Genomic DNA, 17,627 nt, shown 5'->3' with positions numbered 1-17,627 from the left:
ATAAAGCGCGATTGGGCAGTTGTGCCGGTGTGGAAGCGACCCGCCCCGTCCCCAAAGAAGCCGTCCTCGTCGTCAATGCCCATTCCCGTCGGGGCGAAGCCCTTTTCCAGGAAGCGAAGGCGAAGCTGGAAGCGGCGGGCATCCGTCTCATCGCGGCGCATCCGATAAAGGATCCGAGCCAGCTCGACATCACGGTGCGCGAAGCCGTCCTGGCAGGTGCGCCCATGGTGATCGTCGGCGGAGGCGATGGCTCCCTCTCCTCCACGGTGGACGATCTGGTCGGCCGCGACTGCGTGTTCGCGCTCCTGCCATTGGGCACGGCGAACAGCTTCGCCCGCACGCTCGGTATTCCCCTGACGCTGGACGGCGCGATAGAGACGATCGCGACGGGCACGCGGCGGCGGATCGACCTCGGCATCATCAACGGCGATTATTTCGCGAATTGCGCGGCCATGGGCCTGTCGCCGATGATCGGCGAAGGCATTCCGCACAAGCTGAAACGCACGCTCGGTCGGGTGGGATATTTCCTCTGGGCAATGTGGTGCTTTGTCCGCTTTCGCCCTTTCCGCCTCACCGTTCACGACGGAAAGGAGAAGCGCACGCTCTGGGCGACCGAAGTGCGGATCGCCAACGGCCGCTATCATGGTGGCGTGGAATTGATCGAGGATGCGGACGTGGAAAGCGGCGAGATCGTCGTTCAGGCGGTCACCGGCCGCAGCAGCCTGCGCCTCGCCTGGGACTGGTTCGCCAAATATTTCAAGCTTCCCCACCGTCAGGCGGTAACCGAGGAATTTCACGGGCAACGGATCGAGATCGATACAAAGCCCCGCCAAAAAATCTCGATCGACGGCGAAGTGTTGGCAAAGACGCCGGCGGTGGCGGAAATTGCCCACCGCGCCATCGAGGTCGTGGTGCCGCGCGGCTGATCAGTACTCCTGAACTCAACCTAGTCGCGCCAACGCCGCGGCAAGGCGCTCCGCTTCTGCCGCCTTATCCGCATGATCGGCGCGGGCCTTTTCCACCGCTTCCGGCTTCGCCTTTTCGACGAAGGCCGGATTGGACAGGCGTCCAGCAAGGCTATCCCGCTCCTTCTCCGCCACCGCAATGGCCTTAGCGAGGCGGGCACGCTCGGCTTCGAGGTCGACGACACCCTGGAGGGGCATGACAAAAACGTCTTGATCAACGATCACTTGAATTGATCCACCTGTAGCAAGATCACCATGAATAAACGGCGTATACTGCGTTCGCGCCAGCCGCTTTAGGGCCGCCTGATTTCCCTCAAGTCGCTCTCGTGTCGCTTCATTGTTCAAGTCAGAGATCTGCAGGAATATCTCCTTTCCCGGCGGCACGTTCAACTCCGTCCGTGCGGCACGAATTTCGCTCACCAGCCGGATCAGCCAGTCGATTTCCTTTGCCGCTTCCGGATCAATGGCGCGGGCGTCGGCCATCGACCATTGCGCGACGATCAGGTCATGGTCGCGCGGCCCCATCTTCGACCAAAGCTCTTCGGTGATGAAGGGCATGAAGGGGTGGAGCATGACCAGGATCTGGTCGAGCGCCCAACCCGCAACCGCGCGGGTCTCATCGGCGCCTTCCGCTCCCTCGCCCTGCAGCACCGGCTTGATGAGTTCCAGATACCAATCGCAGAAGCGGCTCCAGACGAACTGATAAATGGTGTTCGCCGCCTCGTCGAAGCGCAGCTCGGCGAGCGCGATATCGAGAGCCTGAACGGTGGCCACCGTCTCCGCGATGATCCAGCGATTGACGGCGAGGGTCGCGGCGGGCGGCTCGAGATGCGCACTCGCGCCGATGCCGTTCGACTGGCAGAAGCGCGCGGCATTCCACAGCTTCGTCGCGAAATTGCGATAGCCCTCGATGCGCTTCTCATCCATCTTGATGTCGCGGCCCTGGCTTTCCATCGCAGCCATGAAGAAGCGCAGCGCATCGGCGCCATATTTGTCGATCAGGCCCAGCGGATCGACCGTATTGCCCTTGGATTTGGACATCTTCTGCCCGTCCGCCGCGCGGACAAGGCCGTGGAGATACAAGGTCTTGAACGGCACTTCCTTCATGAAGTGCAAACCCTGCATCATCATCCGCGCATCCCAGAAGAACAGAATGTCGAAGCCGGAGATCAGCACATCGTTGGGATAGCGTCCGCCAAGGGTAGGATCGGTGTTCTCCGGCCAGCCGAGCGTGGCGAACGGCCAGAGCGCCGAGGAGAACCAAGTGTCGAGGACGTCGGGATCGCGGCGGAGCGTGACGCCTTCGCCCGCCTCGGCTTGCGCTTCCGCTTCCGTTTCGGCGACATAGACTTTGCCCTGGTCGTCATACCACGCCGGAATCTGATGCCCCCACCAAAGCTGGCGAGAGACGCACCAGGGCTGGATATTTTCCATCCAGTGGAAATAGGTTTTTTCCCAGCTCTTCGGCACAATCTTGGTCGCGCCCGATCGGACAGCCTCGATCGCCGGCTTGGCGAGCGTTGCGGCATCGACATACCATTGGTCGGTCAGCCACGGCTCGATCACCACCCCCGAACGGTCGCCGAACGGGGTCTGGATCGTGCGGGGTTCGGCGTCGTGCTCGACCCCGTCCTTGTCGACATGCGGGACGAGGAAGCCGCCCTCCTTCAAGCGCAGGACCACCAGGCGGCGGGCGTCCTGCTCGGCCTTCTGGTCGTTGGCGGGCAGACCCCGCAACTCGTCGGGAATGCCTCCGGCGCTGGTCTGGATCACGCGCGCCTTGGCATCCAGCATGTTGAGCATGTCGGCGGGCTTGATCCCTGCCCGCTTGCCGACTTCGAAATCGTTGAAATCGTGACCCGGGGTGATCTTCACCGCGCCGCTCCCGAGTTCCGGATCGGCATGTTCGTCGGCGACGATCGGGATCAGGCGGCCGGTGATCGGCAGCCGCACCTGCTTGCCGATCAGCGCCTTGTAGCGATCATCGTCGGGATGGACCGCGACCGCCATATCGGCGAGCATCGTTTCCGGACGCGTCGTCGCGACTTCGATGAAACCGCTGCCATCCTCGAGCGGATAGCGCAGCCGGTAGAATTTCCCCGCCACTTCGCGCGTTTCGACTTCCAGGTCGCTGATGGCGGTGCCGAGGCCCGGATCCCAATTCACCAGGCGCTTGTCGCGATAGAGCAGACCTTGATTGTAAAGCTCCACGAACACCTTGAGGACAGCCTTGGAAAAGCCCTCGTCCATCGTGAAGCGCTCTTCCGCCCAATCCATCGAGCAGCCGAGGCGGCGGAGCTGGCGGGTAATCTCCCCGCCGCTCTCTTCCTTCCACTCCCACACCTTCGCGACGAATTCCTCGCGCGTGAAATCGGTGCGTTTCTGCTGACGTTCGTTCAGCTGCCGCTCGACCACCATCTGCGTCGCGATGCCGGCATGATCGGTGCCGACCACCCAGCGCGCGTCCTTGCCCTTGAGGCGGGCGTGGCGAACGAGGATGTCCTGCAAAGTATTGTCGAGCGCGTGGCCGATATGGAGGCTGCCCGTCACGTTGGGCGGCGGGTTGACCAGGGTCCACGGTTCAGCGCCAGGCCGTTCGGGACGAAACAGCCCTTTCTCTTCCCAATAAGGATACCAGCGGGCCTCGATCTCGGCCGGGTCGAACGTTTTCGGAAGGTCGGTCATGGAAGTGCCGTTAGACGAAGCCCCGGCATGGGCCAAGCCGCTTAGATGTCGCGGCCGGTGATCCGCGCGATCTCGCGCTTCACCATATCCTCGACCATTTCGGGCAGCCGTTCGTCGAGCCACTGCTTCAGCAATGGACGGAGCATGTCGCGGACGACCGCTTCCAACGGCCCTTCACCCACCGCTGCAAGGGGATTTTGCTGGGCAATCTCGCTTAAAGTGCTGAGCGCATGGCGGCTCGACTGGGCGGCGTTGTCCGACATAAGCGGCTCGCCAATATCGGCAGGCTGGTTGAGTTCCAGCACATCTTCCGCTTCCCCAGCCTCGACGCGGCGCGCCCGCGCCCTTGAGGAAGGGGGCGGTACTTCCTCGGCGATCACCTTTTTGATGGAGGCGAGAATCTCCTCCATGGATGGATCGTTGTTCACGTCTGCCATGGACGGACTATCGCTTATTGAGCGGGCGGAGTCACGGGCGTTGTGGAGGCGTCGGGATCGACCGGGCCGACCACGGTGCGCGTGGCGACCGGCGTGGGCGTTTCATCCTGCGACCAGTCCGACCAGCGGCGAGACACGCGATCGTAATTGGCGACTGGGTCGTAGAGCGCCGTGCCGCCGTCGAGGTTGAGATCCTCGATTTCCGCCTGCCCCATTGCGTTCAGAAGCGCGAAGCCCGCGACATAGGCATCCCGGCGCGCCGTCACGAGCGCGACTTGGCTGTTCAGCAATTCCTGCTCCGCATTCAGCACGTCGAGCACATTGCGCGTGCCGACCGTCTGTTCGGCGCGTGTGCCCTCCAGCGCGAGGCTGTTGGCCGACACGGCGATTTCGTTCGATTCGATCGTATCGAGCGCGGCCCGGTAGCGGGCGAAGGCGGCACGGGTCTGGGCGACCACGGCGCGTTCGATCTCGACTCCTTGCTCCAGAAGGCGGCTTTGCACCGCCTGGCTCTGCCGCACGCGCGCGCCGACAAGGCCGCCTTGGTAGAGTGGGATGCGCGCCTGCACGCCCGCACCCGTGGCGGTCTGGGTGTTGTCGACCGAGCTGCCGCCGCCAAATTGATCGTCGGCGGTTCCCAGATAATTGGTCGCCCGGCCCGAAGCCACGGCCGACACGGTGGGCAGGCGCCCGGCCTGCGCCACGCGCACGTCAAGGCCAGCGGCGCGAATCTGCGCGGCGACAGCGACAAGATCGGAATTGTTCTGGAGCGCGGTTTCCACCGCCTGGTCGGCCGTCATGGGCAGCGGCGGTAGCGGCGGGGGCGGCGCAAGATCGTCCGGCATTGTGCCGATCACCCGCCGGTAATTTTCCTCGCTGGCCGTCAACTGTCCCTCGGCCGTCTCGAGGTTGCTCCGGGCGAGAGCGAGGCGCGCTTCGGATTGCGCCACGTCGGTCCGGGTCAGGTCGCCTACTTCGAAGCGATCACGCGATGCCTGGAGGTTGGTTTCCAGCACGCGCACCTGATTCTGGTTCAATTCGACGATGGAGCGGTCGCGAATGACGTCCATATAGGCGCCGACCGCCTCGGTGAATATGTCGCCTTCGGTCGCCCGCAATGTCGCGCGCCCGGCCAGCACACGCTCATCGGCCGCCCGGATCTGGTTGCGGACCGATCCGCCGTTGAACAAGGGGTAGCCCAATTCGACGCTGGCATTGAGATTGCGGCCGGTGCCGCCGCCGGTCTTGGTGATGTCCTGATTGAAGCCCGCATTTGCCGTGACTTGCGGGCGCCCCGCCGCGCGGGCGATGGCGACCCCCTCGTCCAGCGTGCGGAGCTGCGCCCGCTGCCCGGTCAGCGTGGGATTGGTATTGTAGGTCCGGACCAGCGCCTCGCGAAGCGTATCCGCACTGGCAATGCCGCCGGTCGCCAACGCCAATGCGCTTGCCGCCATCAAGAAACCACCCCGCATCATGTCAACTCCGCACTTAGAAACTGAAGACCCGCGGCTTTGCAAAGCCCGGAAGAACGGCCGAAGCGGCGTCGGACAGCGAGACCATTCCAAAACCGCCGCCCGCCTTGCGGCCCACCGAAAGGCGCGCCACGCCGCCATCGATAAGCGCAGCCGCCAGGCGGCCATTGCCGTCCAATTGTTCGACGATGGCATCCGGCACGAATTCCACGGCGCCGTCGATCAGGATAAGATCATAGGGGCCGCCGCGTTCATAACCCCTTTCGAGCGGCCCTTCGACCAGCTTTACGCCGGTTCCAGCCAGGGCCTGGCCCGCCAGTGCGGCAAGCGCCGGATCCTCCTCGACCGCCACGACCGAAGCCACAAGCCGGTCGAGAACGGCGGCCGCATAGCCTGTCGCCGCGCCGATCAGCAGCGCGCGATCCACCGGCTGGGGACCGGCTTCGGACAGCAGGCGTCCGAACGACATGGGCGTGTTGAGCTGGCGTCCGTTACCGAGCGGGATCAGCGTGTCGGCATAAGCCAGTTCGGCGCGATCGGCCGGCACGAACCGCTCGCGCGGCACCGCGCCCATCGCGGCAAGGACGCGCGGATTGTTGACGCCCGTGGTGCGAAGCTGACTCGCCACCATCATACGCCGCATTTCGTCGAAATTCTGCTCGCTCATCGAAAACCCTATTCGCACAACTGTTTTACAAGTGCAATACACCAAAATCGTCTCCGGCTTCTAACCCGTCGCCCCGGCGAGGCCAAGGAGAGTTTCGTTCCAAGACCGCGGCTTGGCCATTGGTGCCAAGTTCATGTTGACAGAGACAGCAAACCCGCACACATGCCGCCCAGCGGCCCGATGGCGGAGTGGTTACGCAGAGGACTGCAAATCCTTGCACGCCGGTTCGATTCCGGCTCGGGCCTCCACCGTCGGCATACCAAGCATCGATGTGACGATAAGGCCTGTGCACCAGGCTTCATCGGTGCGATCCGATAGCGTCAGTATCGTGAAGAAACGGCTGCGAATTTGGCGCCGTCATCCGCCTTGACGCCTCATTTGTCGATGCAGATCGCGGCTTTCGTCTATAAGCCGTCGCAAAAGATAAATTTTTTCCTAATGGGTTACCTCCGAAACGCGCTGGCGTCGCGTCGTATCTCTTTAGGGGTCTTTAAGTGAACAAGCTCAATTCCGTCTCTGCTGCCCTTCGCTCCACCGCCGCCATCAAGGCCATGCTTGTCCTCGGGAGTGCCGCGCTTCCCGCGCTGGCCTCCGCGCAGGTCGCCCCGGGCACGCTCCCGAGCCGGGAGCAAGTGCAGCCGCAGGTTCCGGAAACCGCGCCTCCCCCTTTGCAAGTGCGAGTCGACGGGCGAAAGGCCTTTCGCGAAACTCCTTGCGCTTTCGAGACCGCAACCAATCCCGTGACGATCGATCGCCTTCGCTTCACCGGCAATGGCGGCGCAGTATTGCCGCCTGAAATCCTCTCCCTGCTGGCTGGTATCGAGGGAACCGGAGGGCAGCAGCCGTTGAGCGCCGTCTGCGACATTCGCGATCGTGCCAACGCCGCGTTGCGCGACGCGGGCTATATCGCGTCCGTGCAAATTCCGCCGCAGGAAATCACCGGCAACGAACTCGCCCTCGTCGTCATCACGGCGAAGCTCGTCGACGTCCGCGTCGCCGGGAAGCCCGGCCGCTATGCCGATCTGGTCGCGGCCCGCGCCGAACGGCTGAAGGGCATCGACCCCTTCAACCAGCATGAGGCCGAACGCCTCCTTCTCGTCGCGGGCGACGTTCCGGGCCTCGACGTGCAACTATCCTTAAGCCCGGCTGGAACGGTTCCGGGCGAGGTAGTGGGAACGCTGACCGTCGCTTATTCCCCCTATGCGCTGATCGGCAATGTCCAGAATTACGGCTCCCGCTCGATCGGCCGCGAAACCGCTTATCTCCGCGCCGAAGCCTATGGTCTGACCGGCATGGCCGATTCAACCTATGTCGGCCTCTCGACCACGCTCGATACGGATGAGCAGCAAGTCTTCCAGCTCGGCCACAGCTTCGGCGTCGATCCGGATGGCACCCGGGTCGAAGGCAGCTTCACCTACGCTTGGTCGCAACCGGATGTCGGCATCCTCGACGTTCGCTCCCGCTCGCTCGTCGGCACGCTCGCCGTCTCCCATCCGCTGGTGCGCACCGGCTTGCGCAATTTCAACCTTTCGGGCGGCCTGGATTTCGTCGAGCAACGCACGCGTTTCTTCGGCCTTCCCTTGACTCGCGACAAGCTCCGGATCGCCTTCCTCCGCCTGGACGGCAATTTGGTGGAACCGGATGAAGGGTACGGCTATGCCCTTTCAGGCGGCATCGAGCTCCGCCGCGGCCTCGACATCTTCAATGCCACCGAACGCTATGAAGAGGCGCCGGAGGGGTGGACGCCGTCGCGGATCTTCGGCGATCCAACCGCGACCGTCCTTCGCCTGGACCTCGACAGCCAGGTCAAACTCAACAGCATCTTCACGGTTTCGAACAGCGTTCGTGCCCAATATGCGTCGCAGCCGCTTCTAAACTACGAGGAATTCTCGGTCGGTTCGCTCAGCATCGGGCGCGGCTACGATCCCGGCGCGAATGGCGGCGACAGCGCCATCGGCACGCGCAGCGAGCTTCGCGCCGCCGCCTACCGGACAACGAACGTGGCCGCAGAAGTGTTCGGCTTCGTCGACAATGCCTGGATTTGGAACAAGGACCGGATCACGACGGAAAAGGAGCGCCAGCTCGGCTCGATCGGCTTCGGCACACGAGTCTCCCTACCCGGAAACCTCTTCCTAGAGGCGATGTACGCCCACCCGATGGATCGGGCGCTCAGCACCGACGCGAAACGCGCGCCGGATCGCTTCCTCGTCTCCCTCACCGCGCAATTCGCCCCCCGTGCCCGCTAATCGACATTCAGGAGTATCCGTCATGACCGCCCCAGCCCGCACCGCAAACCTCCGCCGCCGCCTTGCCCTCACCACTGCGCTGTGCGGCGGATTCATGGCGATCGCCGCGCCCGCCCAAGCCCAGACCTATGGCGATTTCGGCACGGTCAGCAGCACGGTTGGAACGCCGGCTATTTCGAACAGCGGCAACACACTGAACGTCAGCGCCAACCAGAATGCGATCATCAACTGGAACGACTTCAATGTCCCGACGAATGGCCACACCGCCGATTTCCGTCACAGCGGCGGCGGCGGGGCGCCGCGAATTGGAATCCTCAATCGCGTTTCCACGGGGCAGACCACGATCAACGGCAACCTGACGTCTGGTGCCAATGTCGATGTCTACGTCATCAATCCCAACGGCGTGATTTTCGGGAACAACGCGCGCATCAATGTCGGCGGCCTGGTCGCGAGCACATTAGACGTGGACAATGCCGATTTTCTCGATGGTAATAGCGCATTGACATTCACCGGCACGAGCAACCCAGGCGCTCAGGTTGAGGTTCGAAATGGCGCCCAAATTCGTGCGTCACGAAATGGAGGAACCGGCGGCCACATCGTGCTGGTTTCTCCACAAATTACGAACGCCGGCCTCTTGGACGCGGCTGGTGAAGCCGTTTTCGTGGCTGCTGAAGATGTCGAAGTGAATTTTTCAAGCCGCTTGAGCGTTGTAATCGGTCGCGGCACCGCCATTCAGTCGGCAATTACATCGAGCGGGATTGTACAGGGCAAGGAAGTCCTGTTTGCCGTAGCGAACCGTTCCGCCGTGCAGGATGCATTGCTCAACATCAGTGGCGTTGTGACAGCTGAATCCGTCGATGCTACTGACGGTGTATATTTGGCTGGCGGTAGCCAAATACAGGGGAAGGCTCAGTTCGGCCCCTCAGGTGTGGTAAATGTTCAAACTGGCGCGCTTTCCGGCGGCCGGGGCTTCATCGCTGCTAATGGCGACTTGACTGCATTGGGAGACTATAGCTTTCAGAGGCTTGTCTCTGTTGGTGCCGAGAGAGCTATAGATTTGCAGGGCGTGACGAGCGCGAGCGGCAACATTAGCATCACCTCTTATCTTGCGGATTTGCAGGTAGGCGCTTTGAACGCCGGCGGATCGATTAACCTTTCGGCCAGCAACCAACTCGTCGTATCTGGCGCGGTCGCAGCGGGTGGAGCATTCGTAGCTGATGCGAATAACACCATTGATCTAGCCGACAACGTCTCAGCCGGCGAAATTCAACTTCGGGGGCTTGTAACCACTGCGCACGCGGATCTGACGAGCACTGCGGGCAATATCATTATCAGGGATGCAGGGGGTCCGTTCGGGGGGGCAACACTTTCGGGCAACGTATCTGCGGCAGGCGATCTCGACATTCAGCTTTCAAACGCTCTAAGCTCTCTTGTGCTGGGTAACGACACCGATGCGACGAGTTTCACGGCTGGCGGTTCCATCGTAATAAGCGCCAGCGATATAGATTCCGCCGATGCAGCCGTCACGATTGCAGCAGCCAATGCTGGCGGTGATGAAACTCTTGCAATTGGACGTGCTGGCAGCGTTATCAATCTTGGTGGCGATGACATCTTGCGGGGAGGCCGAGTCCGCATAACTGGCGCGGATGTGACTGTTGGAAACATCGAAGCGACCGCAGTTTCAGCCGACGCACTGGACAACGTAGTTAACGTTGACGCGACTATGGCATCCCTAGGTAATATCGCCTCGGCGGGTCATGTGAACATCCAGGCTTTGGACGATGTCAGCATCAGCGGCAATGTCAATTCAGGCGGCAATTATAGAGTGACTGGAGCCGCAGTGTCCCTCGGCGCCGATGCGGATTCTGAACTTCAGCAAGCATTAGGCGCCGTCAGCATCACCGCCACCAACGGGCTGATCAGAGGCGGCGAGAATCTTACTCTTGCTTCTGGATCGGGGGGAATTGGGCTCAACTGGGTGGCTGCGAACCAAGGGTTCGACTTTGCGGATACGAGCACCATTCGTGCAGGAACGAACAGCGATCAGGCCTTGACCCTCGCCATTAACTTTTCCGGCCTCAACGGCATTTTCAATTTTGGCAACATCACTGCTGGCAGCATGGTCGATACCGATGGTGGTGTTATCGACGTTAGGCCTGCCGTTCGCATCGGCAACTTAACGCTTACGAATGGCGGGCTCAACCTCAACAATGTCGCGCAAAATGACAGTGCCCGGGCGATGACCCTGGGCAATGTCACCGCCAGGGGCGACATCATTCTACAAAGCGCGGGCCTTATCAGTTCCCCCAGCATTGTCAGCACCAATGGCAGTGTCGAAATATATGGCCGCAACGGACCGGCAATTCCGTCCACTACGCCCCAAAGATATCTCGCTTTGGATATTGGTTCGATCACGGCCCGAAACGCTATTCGCCTTGGTGCCTCGCTAGGCGACATGATCGTCGACTCCATCGAGTCCACCAACGGCAACATAGTGGTTCTATCCGGCGCCTCTGCAGGCCTAGAAAATAGCCGTTTCACCTTCGGAAACATGCTAGCGACGAGAGGCGTCATATCTGTCGCAGTGCAAGGCGCGGTCAATTTCACGGGCGATCTGACAGCGTCCACGGATATTGGAATCTATGCGCTGGGGGGCGGAACATTTGCCGGCACGGTAACCGCGCCTGGCCTGTTCCAACTTCAAAGCAATGCTTTCAACACAGCTTTCGGTTCGTTCAATCAGTTGGCGGGATCCAGATTCAACGTCGGTGAGCTCAGCACGAATTTTCCGGCATTGTCCCTCGACTTCATGGGTGCCAACAATATTGGCCGGCTGGCGGTTTCCGCAGTGAACGACATTCGGGTCAACGACGTGAGCGGCGGATTGCAGATCGTGCGGCCAGTCCTTTCATCATCGAATGGCACGGTTGAAATCCGTACTTTGGGCGGCGACCTTTCATTCTTAGGCTCCCCGAATACAACGATGGTCAGCGGCGGATTGGTCACATTGTCCACCGATGGCGCCTTCTTGAATACCATCGGCTCAACCGTCGTGACGGCGAGCAATCGTTGGGCCATCTATGCCGGCCGTGCCGCGGAATATGATCCGGTTACAAATCCCACCGGCAATATTTATGGCGGCCTTGATAGCGGCAGCATCGCTTATTGGGGCAGCTCTGTCGACGGCCGCAACGGCACGGCGCAACTCGACATCAACAGCCTTACCGGCAACCGCTACATCTTCGCCGAAGCCGCGACGCTGACGGTTCGTGCTAACGATGTCCGCAAGACTTATGGCCAAACGTTCAATCCAACCGCTTATACGATCAGCGGCACGCCGCGCAGCGGCATTGCCAATGCCTTTTTGGGCGCGAGCGAGGATGACATCCTTGGACCTGTAGCAACCCGCATCGCCCCGACCTTGGCATCCGCCGGCACGGTAGCCAATGCCGACGTTCTGAACGGCGGCGCGGACGGATATGCGATCAGCGTCGATACCAGTCCGATGCAGCCGAATTACGGTTACACCTTGGTCGCCGACAATAGCGGCCGCCTCTTCGTCGATCGCAAAACCGTCAATGTCGGCGTGAGCGCGAACGGCAAGACTTATGACGGGTCGGCAGCCGGATCGGGGGCACTGGATTTCCGCGCCGGGGCGGCCAATGGCATCCTTTCCGGTGATGACGTTAGGGGCAACGCGACCTTCACGTTCGTCGACGGCGCGGGCCAGGCCGACAAAAATGCCGGAGTCAACAAGCGGGTCAGCGTCAGCAACACGACTTATTCCGGCGGAGATGCAGACAATTACACCTTCGTTCTTGACGATACCAGCAGCCTGGCGGCTACCATCGACCCCAAAATCGTGAACGCCGCTTTCACCGTCAGCAAGACGTATGACGGCAACCGGACCGGATCGGCGTCCGCCCGCTTCACCAATGCGGACGGCACCGGAACCGGCGTGATCGGCACCGATGAACTCACCATCTCCGGCCTGACCTTCACCTATGACAATCAGAATTGGGGCTTGTCAAAGACTGTAACGATCAGCGGAAACGCGGCGATCGGCGGCCGCGACGCCGGCAATTACCAAGTGACGATTCCGACCTCCGTGATCGGCGAAATCCTGCGCAAGCAGCTGATCGTCACCATCGGCGCGCAGGACAAGGTTTATGACGGCACCGCCGATGCGACGGGCCGAATCATAGGCTATGATGGCATTGTCGGGTCGGAGTCCCTGACGCTTAGCGGCGGCACTTTCACCTTTACCGGCCTTAACGGTCAGCGGGATAAGGATGTGGGAGATAAGGGTCTGTCTGCTACCGGCATACAGGTGAGCGGCGCCACAGCCGACAATTACGTCGTCACCACACAAATCGCTTCCGGAGCGGCTCCAAAGATAACGCCCAAGGCGATCGTCGGGCGGGCGAGCGTCAATGGCAAGACGTATGACGCCACGACCAATGCCACTGGCTCGATCAACGTCAATGCCAATGGAGGGGTCATCCAAGGGGATCAGCTGGGTGCGACTGCTGCCTTCGCCTTTGCAGACAAGAATGCCGGCACACAAAAGACGGTGAATGTCACCAACCTTCAACTGACCGGCGCGGATGCCGGAAACTACACGATCACCCTTGAGGCCAATCAGCTCTTCGCCGACATCTTGAGGGCGGTGCTGAACGTAACCGTCAGGGCCGACAATAAAACTTATGACGGCACAACCACCGCCACAGGCTCGATCACCGGGGTGCAGGGCGTCCTCGGGACGGACAGCGTTCAGGTAACGGGTGGGACTTATGCCTTCGCCGACAAGAATGCGGGCACCGGCAAGACGGTGACGGCGAGCGGCTTTAGTGTCGGCGGCGCGGATGCGGGCAATTACAGCATCGCTGGTCCAGCCACGAGCGTTGCGGATATCGCCCGAAGGCTGGTGACGGTAACGGTCGCCGCCAACGGCAAGACCTATGACGGCACGACTGCGACCACGGGGCAGATTACCGGCGTCAATGGCGTGGTTCAAGGCGATCAGCTGAACGTCACCGGCGGCACTTATGCCTTCGCTGACCCGAATGCCGGTACCAGCAAGACGGTGAATGTAAGCGGGGTCACGGTGGCCGGTGCCGACAGCGGCAATTATCAAGTCATCATTCCCGCCACCGTTCTGGCCGATATCCTCCGCCGGGCGATCACGGTTCGCGCCAACGATGTCCGCAAGATGGAAAATGCCGCGGATCCGGCACTCACCTATGCGGTGGTGAATGGCTCCTTGGTCGCGGGCGACGCCTTTACCGGGGCGCTCAGCCGACAGCAGGGCGAAGCGCCCGGCACTTACGGCATCAATCGCGGCACCCTCGCCTTATCGGCCAATTACGACATCACCTATCAGCCGGGGACGTTCACCATCGAAGGCAGCGATGCCGAAGTGGCGGTGCCCCTGACGCCCAGCCCATACAAATCCGTCGAACTGGGCGGACGGGCACAGACGCTGCAGGTGAACATGGAGCCTCTGGTGTGGACCGAACCGATGGTTCCGCTGGTTTGCGCACCGGGTAGCGATGCCAAGGACGATCAGTGCAAAGTGAACGTCACGGTCGGCCAATAAAGCTTCGCGCATCTTTCAAGACTCGAACGGGGAGCCATGCGCTCCCCGTTTTGGTATGAACGGGGAATCAAGCGCGATTTATCGCCTTTTGGGACGGTCACTGATCCTGGATCCAGGGTTCGGCCATGACTGCGCAGCGATTTAGCAGGACTTGACCGGCCATTCATGTTAGACCCGCTTCCACGCGATGTAGCGCCAAGCTTTCGGAAAAATATGATCGACACCCTCCCTCCCCTCCTCGCCGAGGCGCTTTCCGCGCGCGGCTACGATTCCCTGACGCCCGTGCAGAATGCCGTTCTCGAAGCAGAAGCAGAGAATCGCGACTTGATCGTTTCCGCGCAGACGGGGTCGGGAAAAACGGTCGCCTTCGGGCTTGCAATGGCGCCCCAACTTCTTGGGGAGAATGGCAGTTTGCCCTTCATCCGCGAGCCGCTTGCCCTCGTGATCGCGCCGACCCGCGAGCTAGCGCTTCAGGTGAGCCGTGAACTCGCGTGGCTGTATGAGAAAGCGGGCGCACGGATCGCGACCTGCGTCGGCGGCATGGATCCGTCGCGCGAACGGCGCACGCTTGCGCAAGGAGCGCATATCGTGGTGGGCACGCCCGGCCGTCTGCGCGATCACCTTGAACGCGGCGCGCTCGATCTTGGTGCGCTTCGCGTCGCGGTCCTCGACGAAGCGGACGAAATGCTCGACATGGGCTTCCGCGAGGATCTCGAGGAAATCCTCGATGCGACACCGGACGAACGGCGCTCTCTCCTGTTTTCGGCGACGATGCCAAAGCCCATCGTGGCACTCGCCAAACGGTACCAGAAGGATGCCTTGCGGATATCGACGGTGGGTGAAAATCGCGGCCATGGCGACATCAGCTATCAGGCCGTCGCCATCGCCCCGTCCGACATTGAAAATGCGGTGGTCAACATCCTCCGCCTGCACGAAGCGGAATCGGCGATGCTGTTCTGCGCGACGCGGGAGAGCGTTCGCCGACTGCACGCCAGCCTTATCGAGCGTGGCTTCGCAGCCGTCGCACTTTCCGGCGAGCATAGCCAGAATGAGCGCAACCAGGCGATGCAGGCCTTGCGCGACCGGCGGGCGCGCGTGTGCGTCGCAACCGATGTGGCTGCGCGCGGGATCGATCTTCCCACCCTCTCGCTCGTCATCCATGTCGAGCTGCCACGCGACGCGGAGACCTTGCAGCACCGCTCCGGCCGCACTGGGCGGGCAGGCAAGAAGGGCATCGCGGTTCTGCTGGTCCCCTATCCGCGCCGGAAACGGGTTGAATCGATGCTGCGCGGGGCGAAGATCGCCGCCGACTGGATTGAAGCGCCGACACCTGCCGACATTCATCAGGCCGACCGCGAACGCCTGGTCGCAGCCCTGACCAAGCCGGTCGAGCTTGATGAGGAGGATCGCGCGTTGGCGGCGCTGGTGATGCAAAGACTCCCTGCCGAAGACATTGCAGCCGCGCTTGTGAAAGCCCATCGCGCACGCATGCCAGCGCCGGAGGAGCTGCTGGACAAGGGCCCCGCTCCCGCGTCCACGGGGCCTCGCCCCGGTTTTGAGGATACGGTCTGGTTTCGCATGGATGTCGGCCGGCGCCACAATGCGGATCCGCGCTGGATCCTGCCGCTGTTGTGCCGACGCGGCCATCTGACGAAGAGCGAGATCGGCGCGATCCGGATCGCCGCCAACGAAACCTTGGTTGAAATACCGCGTGCCGTCGCCAGCCGCTTTTCGGCGGCGGTAAAGAGAACCGCCAAGGCGGGCGCGCAGGATGAGGACGGCATTTCGATCGAACTTGTCGCTGGTTCGCCTCGAGAAACGGCCCGGCAAAACCGCCGCGCCGGGCCGCCCCCCAAGCGGCACAAGGCGCGGCCAGCATTTGAACGGGGCCCAAAGAAAGCCAAACGCTTCTAAAGATTTCAGGCAAAAACCGTTCGGCGCAAAAAAGCGATCGCGTTTGCCGATCGTTAACCGCTCCGGGCCTATTGCACCTTCAAAGCAAAAGATTGGGGGGTGTTACATGCGAGGTGACCGCAGCCGTTTATCCGGCGCATTGCGCCTATGTCGGTAGCTTGGTCTCCACCGGTCGGCGAAGGAGCGTGCGCCGACAGCCTTATCGTCGGCGTCAGCCCGGGTATTGCCGAGCTGAAATATCTGATCCGTCAGGTCGCTCCTACTTCCGCATCCGTTATCGTCACCGGACCGTCGGGTTGCGGGAAGGAGATGGTGGCGCGCGCCATTCATGCCGAAAGCCGCCGCGCCGCCAAATCCTATGTCGCCCTGAATTGCGGCGCCATTCCCCGCGATCTGCTGGAATCCGAGCTGTTCGGTCACGAAAAAGGCTCTTTCACTGGGGCGCTGGCGCAACGGCGCGGCCGTTTCGAGGAGGCCGACGGCGGCACCCTTTTTCTGGATGAAATCGGCGACATGCCTGCGGACATGCAGGTGAAACTGCTTCGGGTGCTGGAAGGAAAATCGATTCAGCGGGTCGGCGGGCGCGGCGAGATCGCGATTGATTCGCGCATCGTATCCGCTACGCATCGCAACCTCGACGACGCCATCGGACAGCAGAATTTTCGCGAGGATCTCTACTACCGCCTGGCCGTCTTCCCGCTTGAGGTTCTGCCGCTGTGCGAACGGCGCGAGGACGTACCCCTGCTCGTCCGCCACTTCCTTCGACAGATTGCGGACACTAAACAGACTGTCCGCTTCACGCCCGATGCCATCGAAAAGCTGGCGGCGCATCCTTGGCCGGGCAATGTCCGCGAATTGCGCAACATCGTCGAACGCGCGGTCATTCTTTATGCCGGCCAGACGGTCGGCGCCGAACAGATCGAACTTCTTTTCAGCCGCCGCCCGCGTATGAACAGGGCGGAGCGGGACGCCATTTGGCAGGCAAGCGGAATGGTGTCGCCCATCGCCGATGCCGCCTTTATTCCCGCAGCCTCTGCAAAGCCGGCGCCATTGTCATTGAAGGACGAGCCGATCGATTTGCGCGCTGTCGTCGCCGATCTCGAGCGTCAGCACATCGCCGATGCCCTGAAGTCGGCCAAAGGCGTCGTCGCCGACGCGGCCCGCATGCTGTCCCTGCAACGCACGACGCTGATCGAGAAGATGCGGAAATACGGCCTGGCCAAGGACGATCCTTCCTGACGCTTTACTGCCCGATCGCGCTCCAGGCTCCTGCGATCTCGCCCAGCATGTCGCGGGCGCGGACGATCTGCTCCTCGTCATTTTCCCGTCCGCCGTTCACCACCAGGCGCCGCGCCTCGCGGTAGACGGTTGCAAGCCCCGCCGCGATTTCCGCGCCCCGGTTGAAATCCAGACTGCCTTCCAGGCCGTGAAGGATCGACAGCGCCCGCGCCTGCGTCCGCCCCCGTTTCACGATGTCCCGCTGACGCACCGCCGCCGCCATCGTGTCGAGCGCCTTCAAAAGCTCCTCGTACATGATCTGGACGAGCATGTGCGGCGACGCGCCTTCGACACGGCTCGCGATATCGATGCTCTGATAACGAGCCCGCGCCATGCCAAATTGCCCCTGCGACATGAACATATA

General features: G+C 61.9%; 10 protein-coding genes and 1 tRNA gene. 6 read left to right on the top strand and 5 right to left on the bottom strand.

Annotation, left to right across the window (positions count from 1 at the left end; translation table 11 throughout):
* Positions 1 to 29: 29 nt before the first annotated feature.
* Positions 30 to 926: a diacylglycerol/lipid kinase family protein gene (locus IC614_RS01820; RefSeq protein WP_226372692.1), complete on the top strand. Its 897-nt coding sequence runs from the start codon at positions 30 to 32 to the stop codon at positions 924 to 926.
* A 15-nt stretch (positions 927 to 941) separates the two neighbouring features.
* On the opposite strand, the gene IC614_RS01815 is transcribed toward IC614_RS01820, so the two are convergent.
* From IC614_RS01815 to IC614_RS01800, 4 genes are read right to left on the bottom strand one after another with little or no spacing between them, the layout of a single operon-like run.
* Positions 942 to 3,650 (bottom strand): valine--tRNA ligase, encoded by a 2,709-nt coding sequence (locus tag IC614_RS01815; RefSeq protein ID WP_200972047.1) that lies wholly within the window; start codon positions 3,648 to 3,650, stop codon positions 942 to 944.
* 41 nt (positions 3,651 to 3,691) lie between these two features.
* Positions 3,692 to 4,087 (bottom strand): DUF2497 domain-containing protein, encoded by a 396-nt coding sequence (locus IC614_RS01810; RefSeq protein ID WP_200972046.1) that lies wholly within the window; start codon positions 4,085 to 4,087, stop codon positions 3,692 to 3,694.
* Between the two features lie 14 nt (positions 4,088 to 4,101).
* Positions 4,102 to 5,562, bottom strand: a complete 1,461-nt coding sequence (locus IC614_RS01805) for a TolC family outer membrane protein (RefSeq protein WP_226372691.1) — start codon at positions 5,560 to 5,562, stop codon at positions 4,102 to 4,104.
* Between the two features lie 13 nt (positions 5,563 to 5,575).
* Entirely contained in the window at positions 5,576 to 6,226 is a 651-nt protein-coding gene (locus IC614_RS01800; RefSeq protein WP_200972045.1) for a protein-L-isoaspartate O-methyltransferase family protein, read from the bottom strand.
* Between the two features lie 174 nt (positions 6,227 to 6,400).
* Between IC614_RS01800 and IC614_RS01795 the strand changes: the two genes are divergently transcribed.
* The 5 genes from IC614_RS01795 (at position 6,401) to IC614_RS01775 (ending at position 17,224) form a co-directional block, all read left to right on the top strand.
* Positions 6,401 to 6,474 (top strand) — tRNA-Cys (locus IC614_RS01795).
* A gap of 246 nt (positions 6,475 to 6,720) precedes the next feature.
* Complete coding sequence (locus IC614_RS01790) at positions 6,721 to 8,472, top strand: ShlB/FhaC/HecB family hemolysin secretion/activation protein (RefSeq protein WP_200972044.1); 1,752 nt, start codon at positions 6,721 to 6,723, stop codon at positions 8,470 to 8,472.
* A 22-nt stretch (positions 8,473 to 8,494) separates the two neighbouring features.
* Positions 8,495 to 14,071 (top strand): beta strand repeat-containing protein, encoded by a 5,577-nt coding sequence (locus IC614_RS01785; RefSeq protein WP_200972043.1) that lies wholly within the window; start codon positions 8,495 to 8,497, stop codon positions 14,069 to 14,071.
* 213 nt (positions 14,072 to 14,284) lie between these two features.
* A complete protein-coding gene (locus tag IC614_RS01780; RefSeq protein WP_200972042.1) occupies positions 14,285 to 15,985 on the top strand; it encodes a DEAD/DEAH box helicase in 1,701 nt (566 codons plus the stop codon).
* Positions 15,986 to 16,132: 147 nt separating this feature from the next.
* Positions 16,133 to 17,224: a sigma-54 interaction domain-containing protein gene (locus IC614_RS01775; RefSeq protein WP_200972041.1), complete on the top strand. Its 1,092-nt coding sequence runs from the start codon at positions 16,133 to 16,135 to the stop codon at positions 17,222 to 17,224.
* 4 nt (positions 17,225 to 17,228) lie between these two features.
* Here the strand turns inward: IC614_RS01775 and IC614_RS01770 are convergent, their stop codons facing one another.
* Positions 17,229 to 17,624, bottom strand: coding sequence for a flagellar export chaperone FliS (locus tag IC614_RS01770; RefSeq protein ID WP_200972040.1), 396 nt, complete (start codon positions 17,622 to 17,624; stop codon positions 17,229 to 17,231).
* Positions 17,625 to 17,627 lie beyond the last annotated feature (3 nt).

The sequence above is a fragment of the Sphingosinicella flava genome, from assembly GCF_016025255.1.
GTDB lineage: Bacteria > Pseudomonadota > Alphaproteobacteria > Sphingomonadales > Sphingomonadaceae > Allosphingosinicella > Allosphingosinicella flava.
Note: the sequence above shows the minus strand (reverse complement) of the source record. Positions and strands in the feature narration are given on the sequence as shown.

Coding starts and splice junctions, on each gene's coding strand:
- IC614_RS01770 (WP_200972040.1), bottom strand. CDS start 17,624: ATGTTCATGTCGCAGGGGCAATTTGGCATGGCGCGGGCTCGTTATCAG.
- IC614_RS01810 (WP_200972046.1), bottom strand. CDS start 4,087: ATGGCAGACGTGAACAACGATCCATCCATGGAGGAGATTCTCGCCTCC.
- IC614_RS01775 (WP_200972041.1), top strand. CDS start 16,133: ATGTCGGTAGCTTGGTCTCCACCGGTCGGCGAAGGAGCGTGCGCCGAC.
- IC614_RS01815 (WP_200972047.1), bottom strand. CDS start 3,650: ATGACCGACCTTCCGAAAACGTTCGACCCGGCCGAGATCGAGGCCCGC.
- IC614_RS01780 (WP_200972042.1), top strand. CDS start 14,285: ATGATCGACACCCTCCCTCCCCTCCTCGCCGAGGCGCTTTCCGCGCGC.
- IC614_RS01785 (WP_200972043.1), top strand. CDS start 8,495: ATGACCGCCCCAGCCCGCACCGCAAACCTCCGCCGCCGCCTTGCCCTC.
- IC614_RS01805 (WP_226372691.1), bottom strand. CDS start 5,562: ATGATGCGGGGTGGTTTCTTGATGGCGGCAAGCGCATTGGCGTTGGCG.
- IC614_RS01800 (WP_200972045.1), bottom strand. CDS start 6,226: ATGAGCGAGCAGAATTTCGACGAAATGCGGCGTATGATGGTGGCGAGT.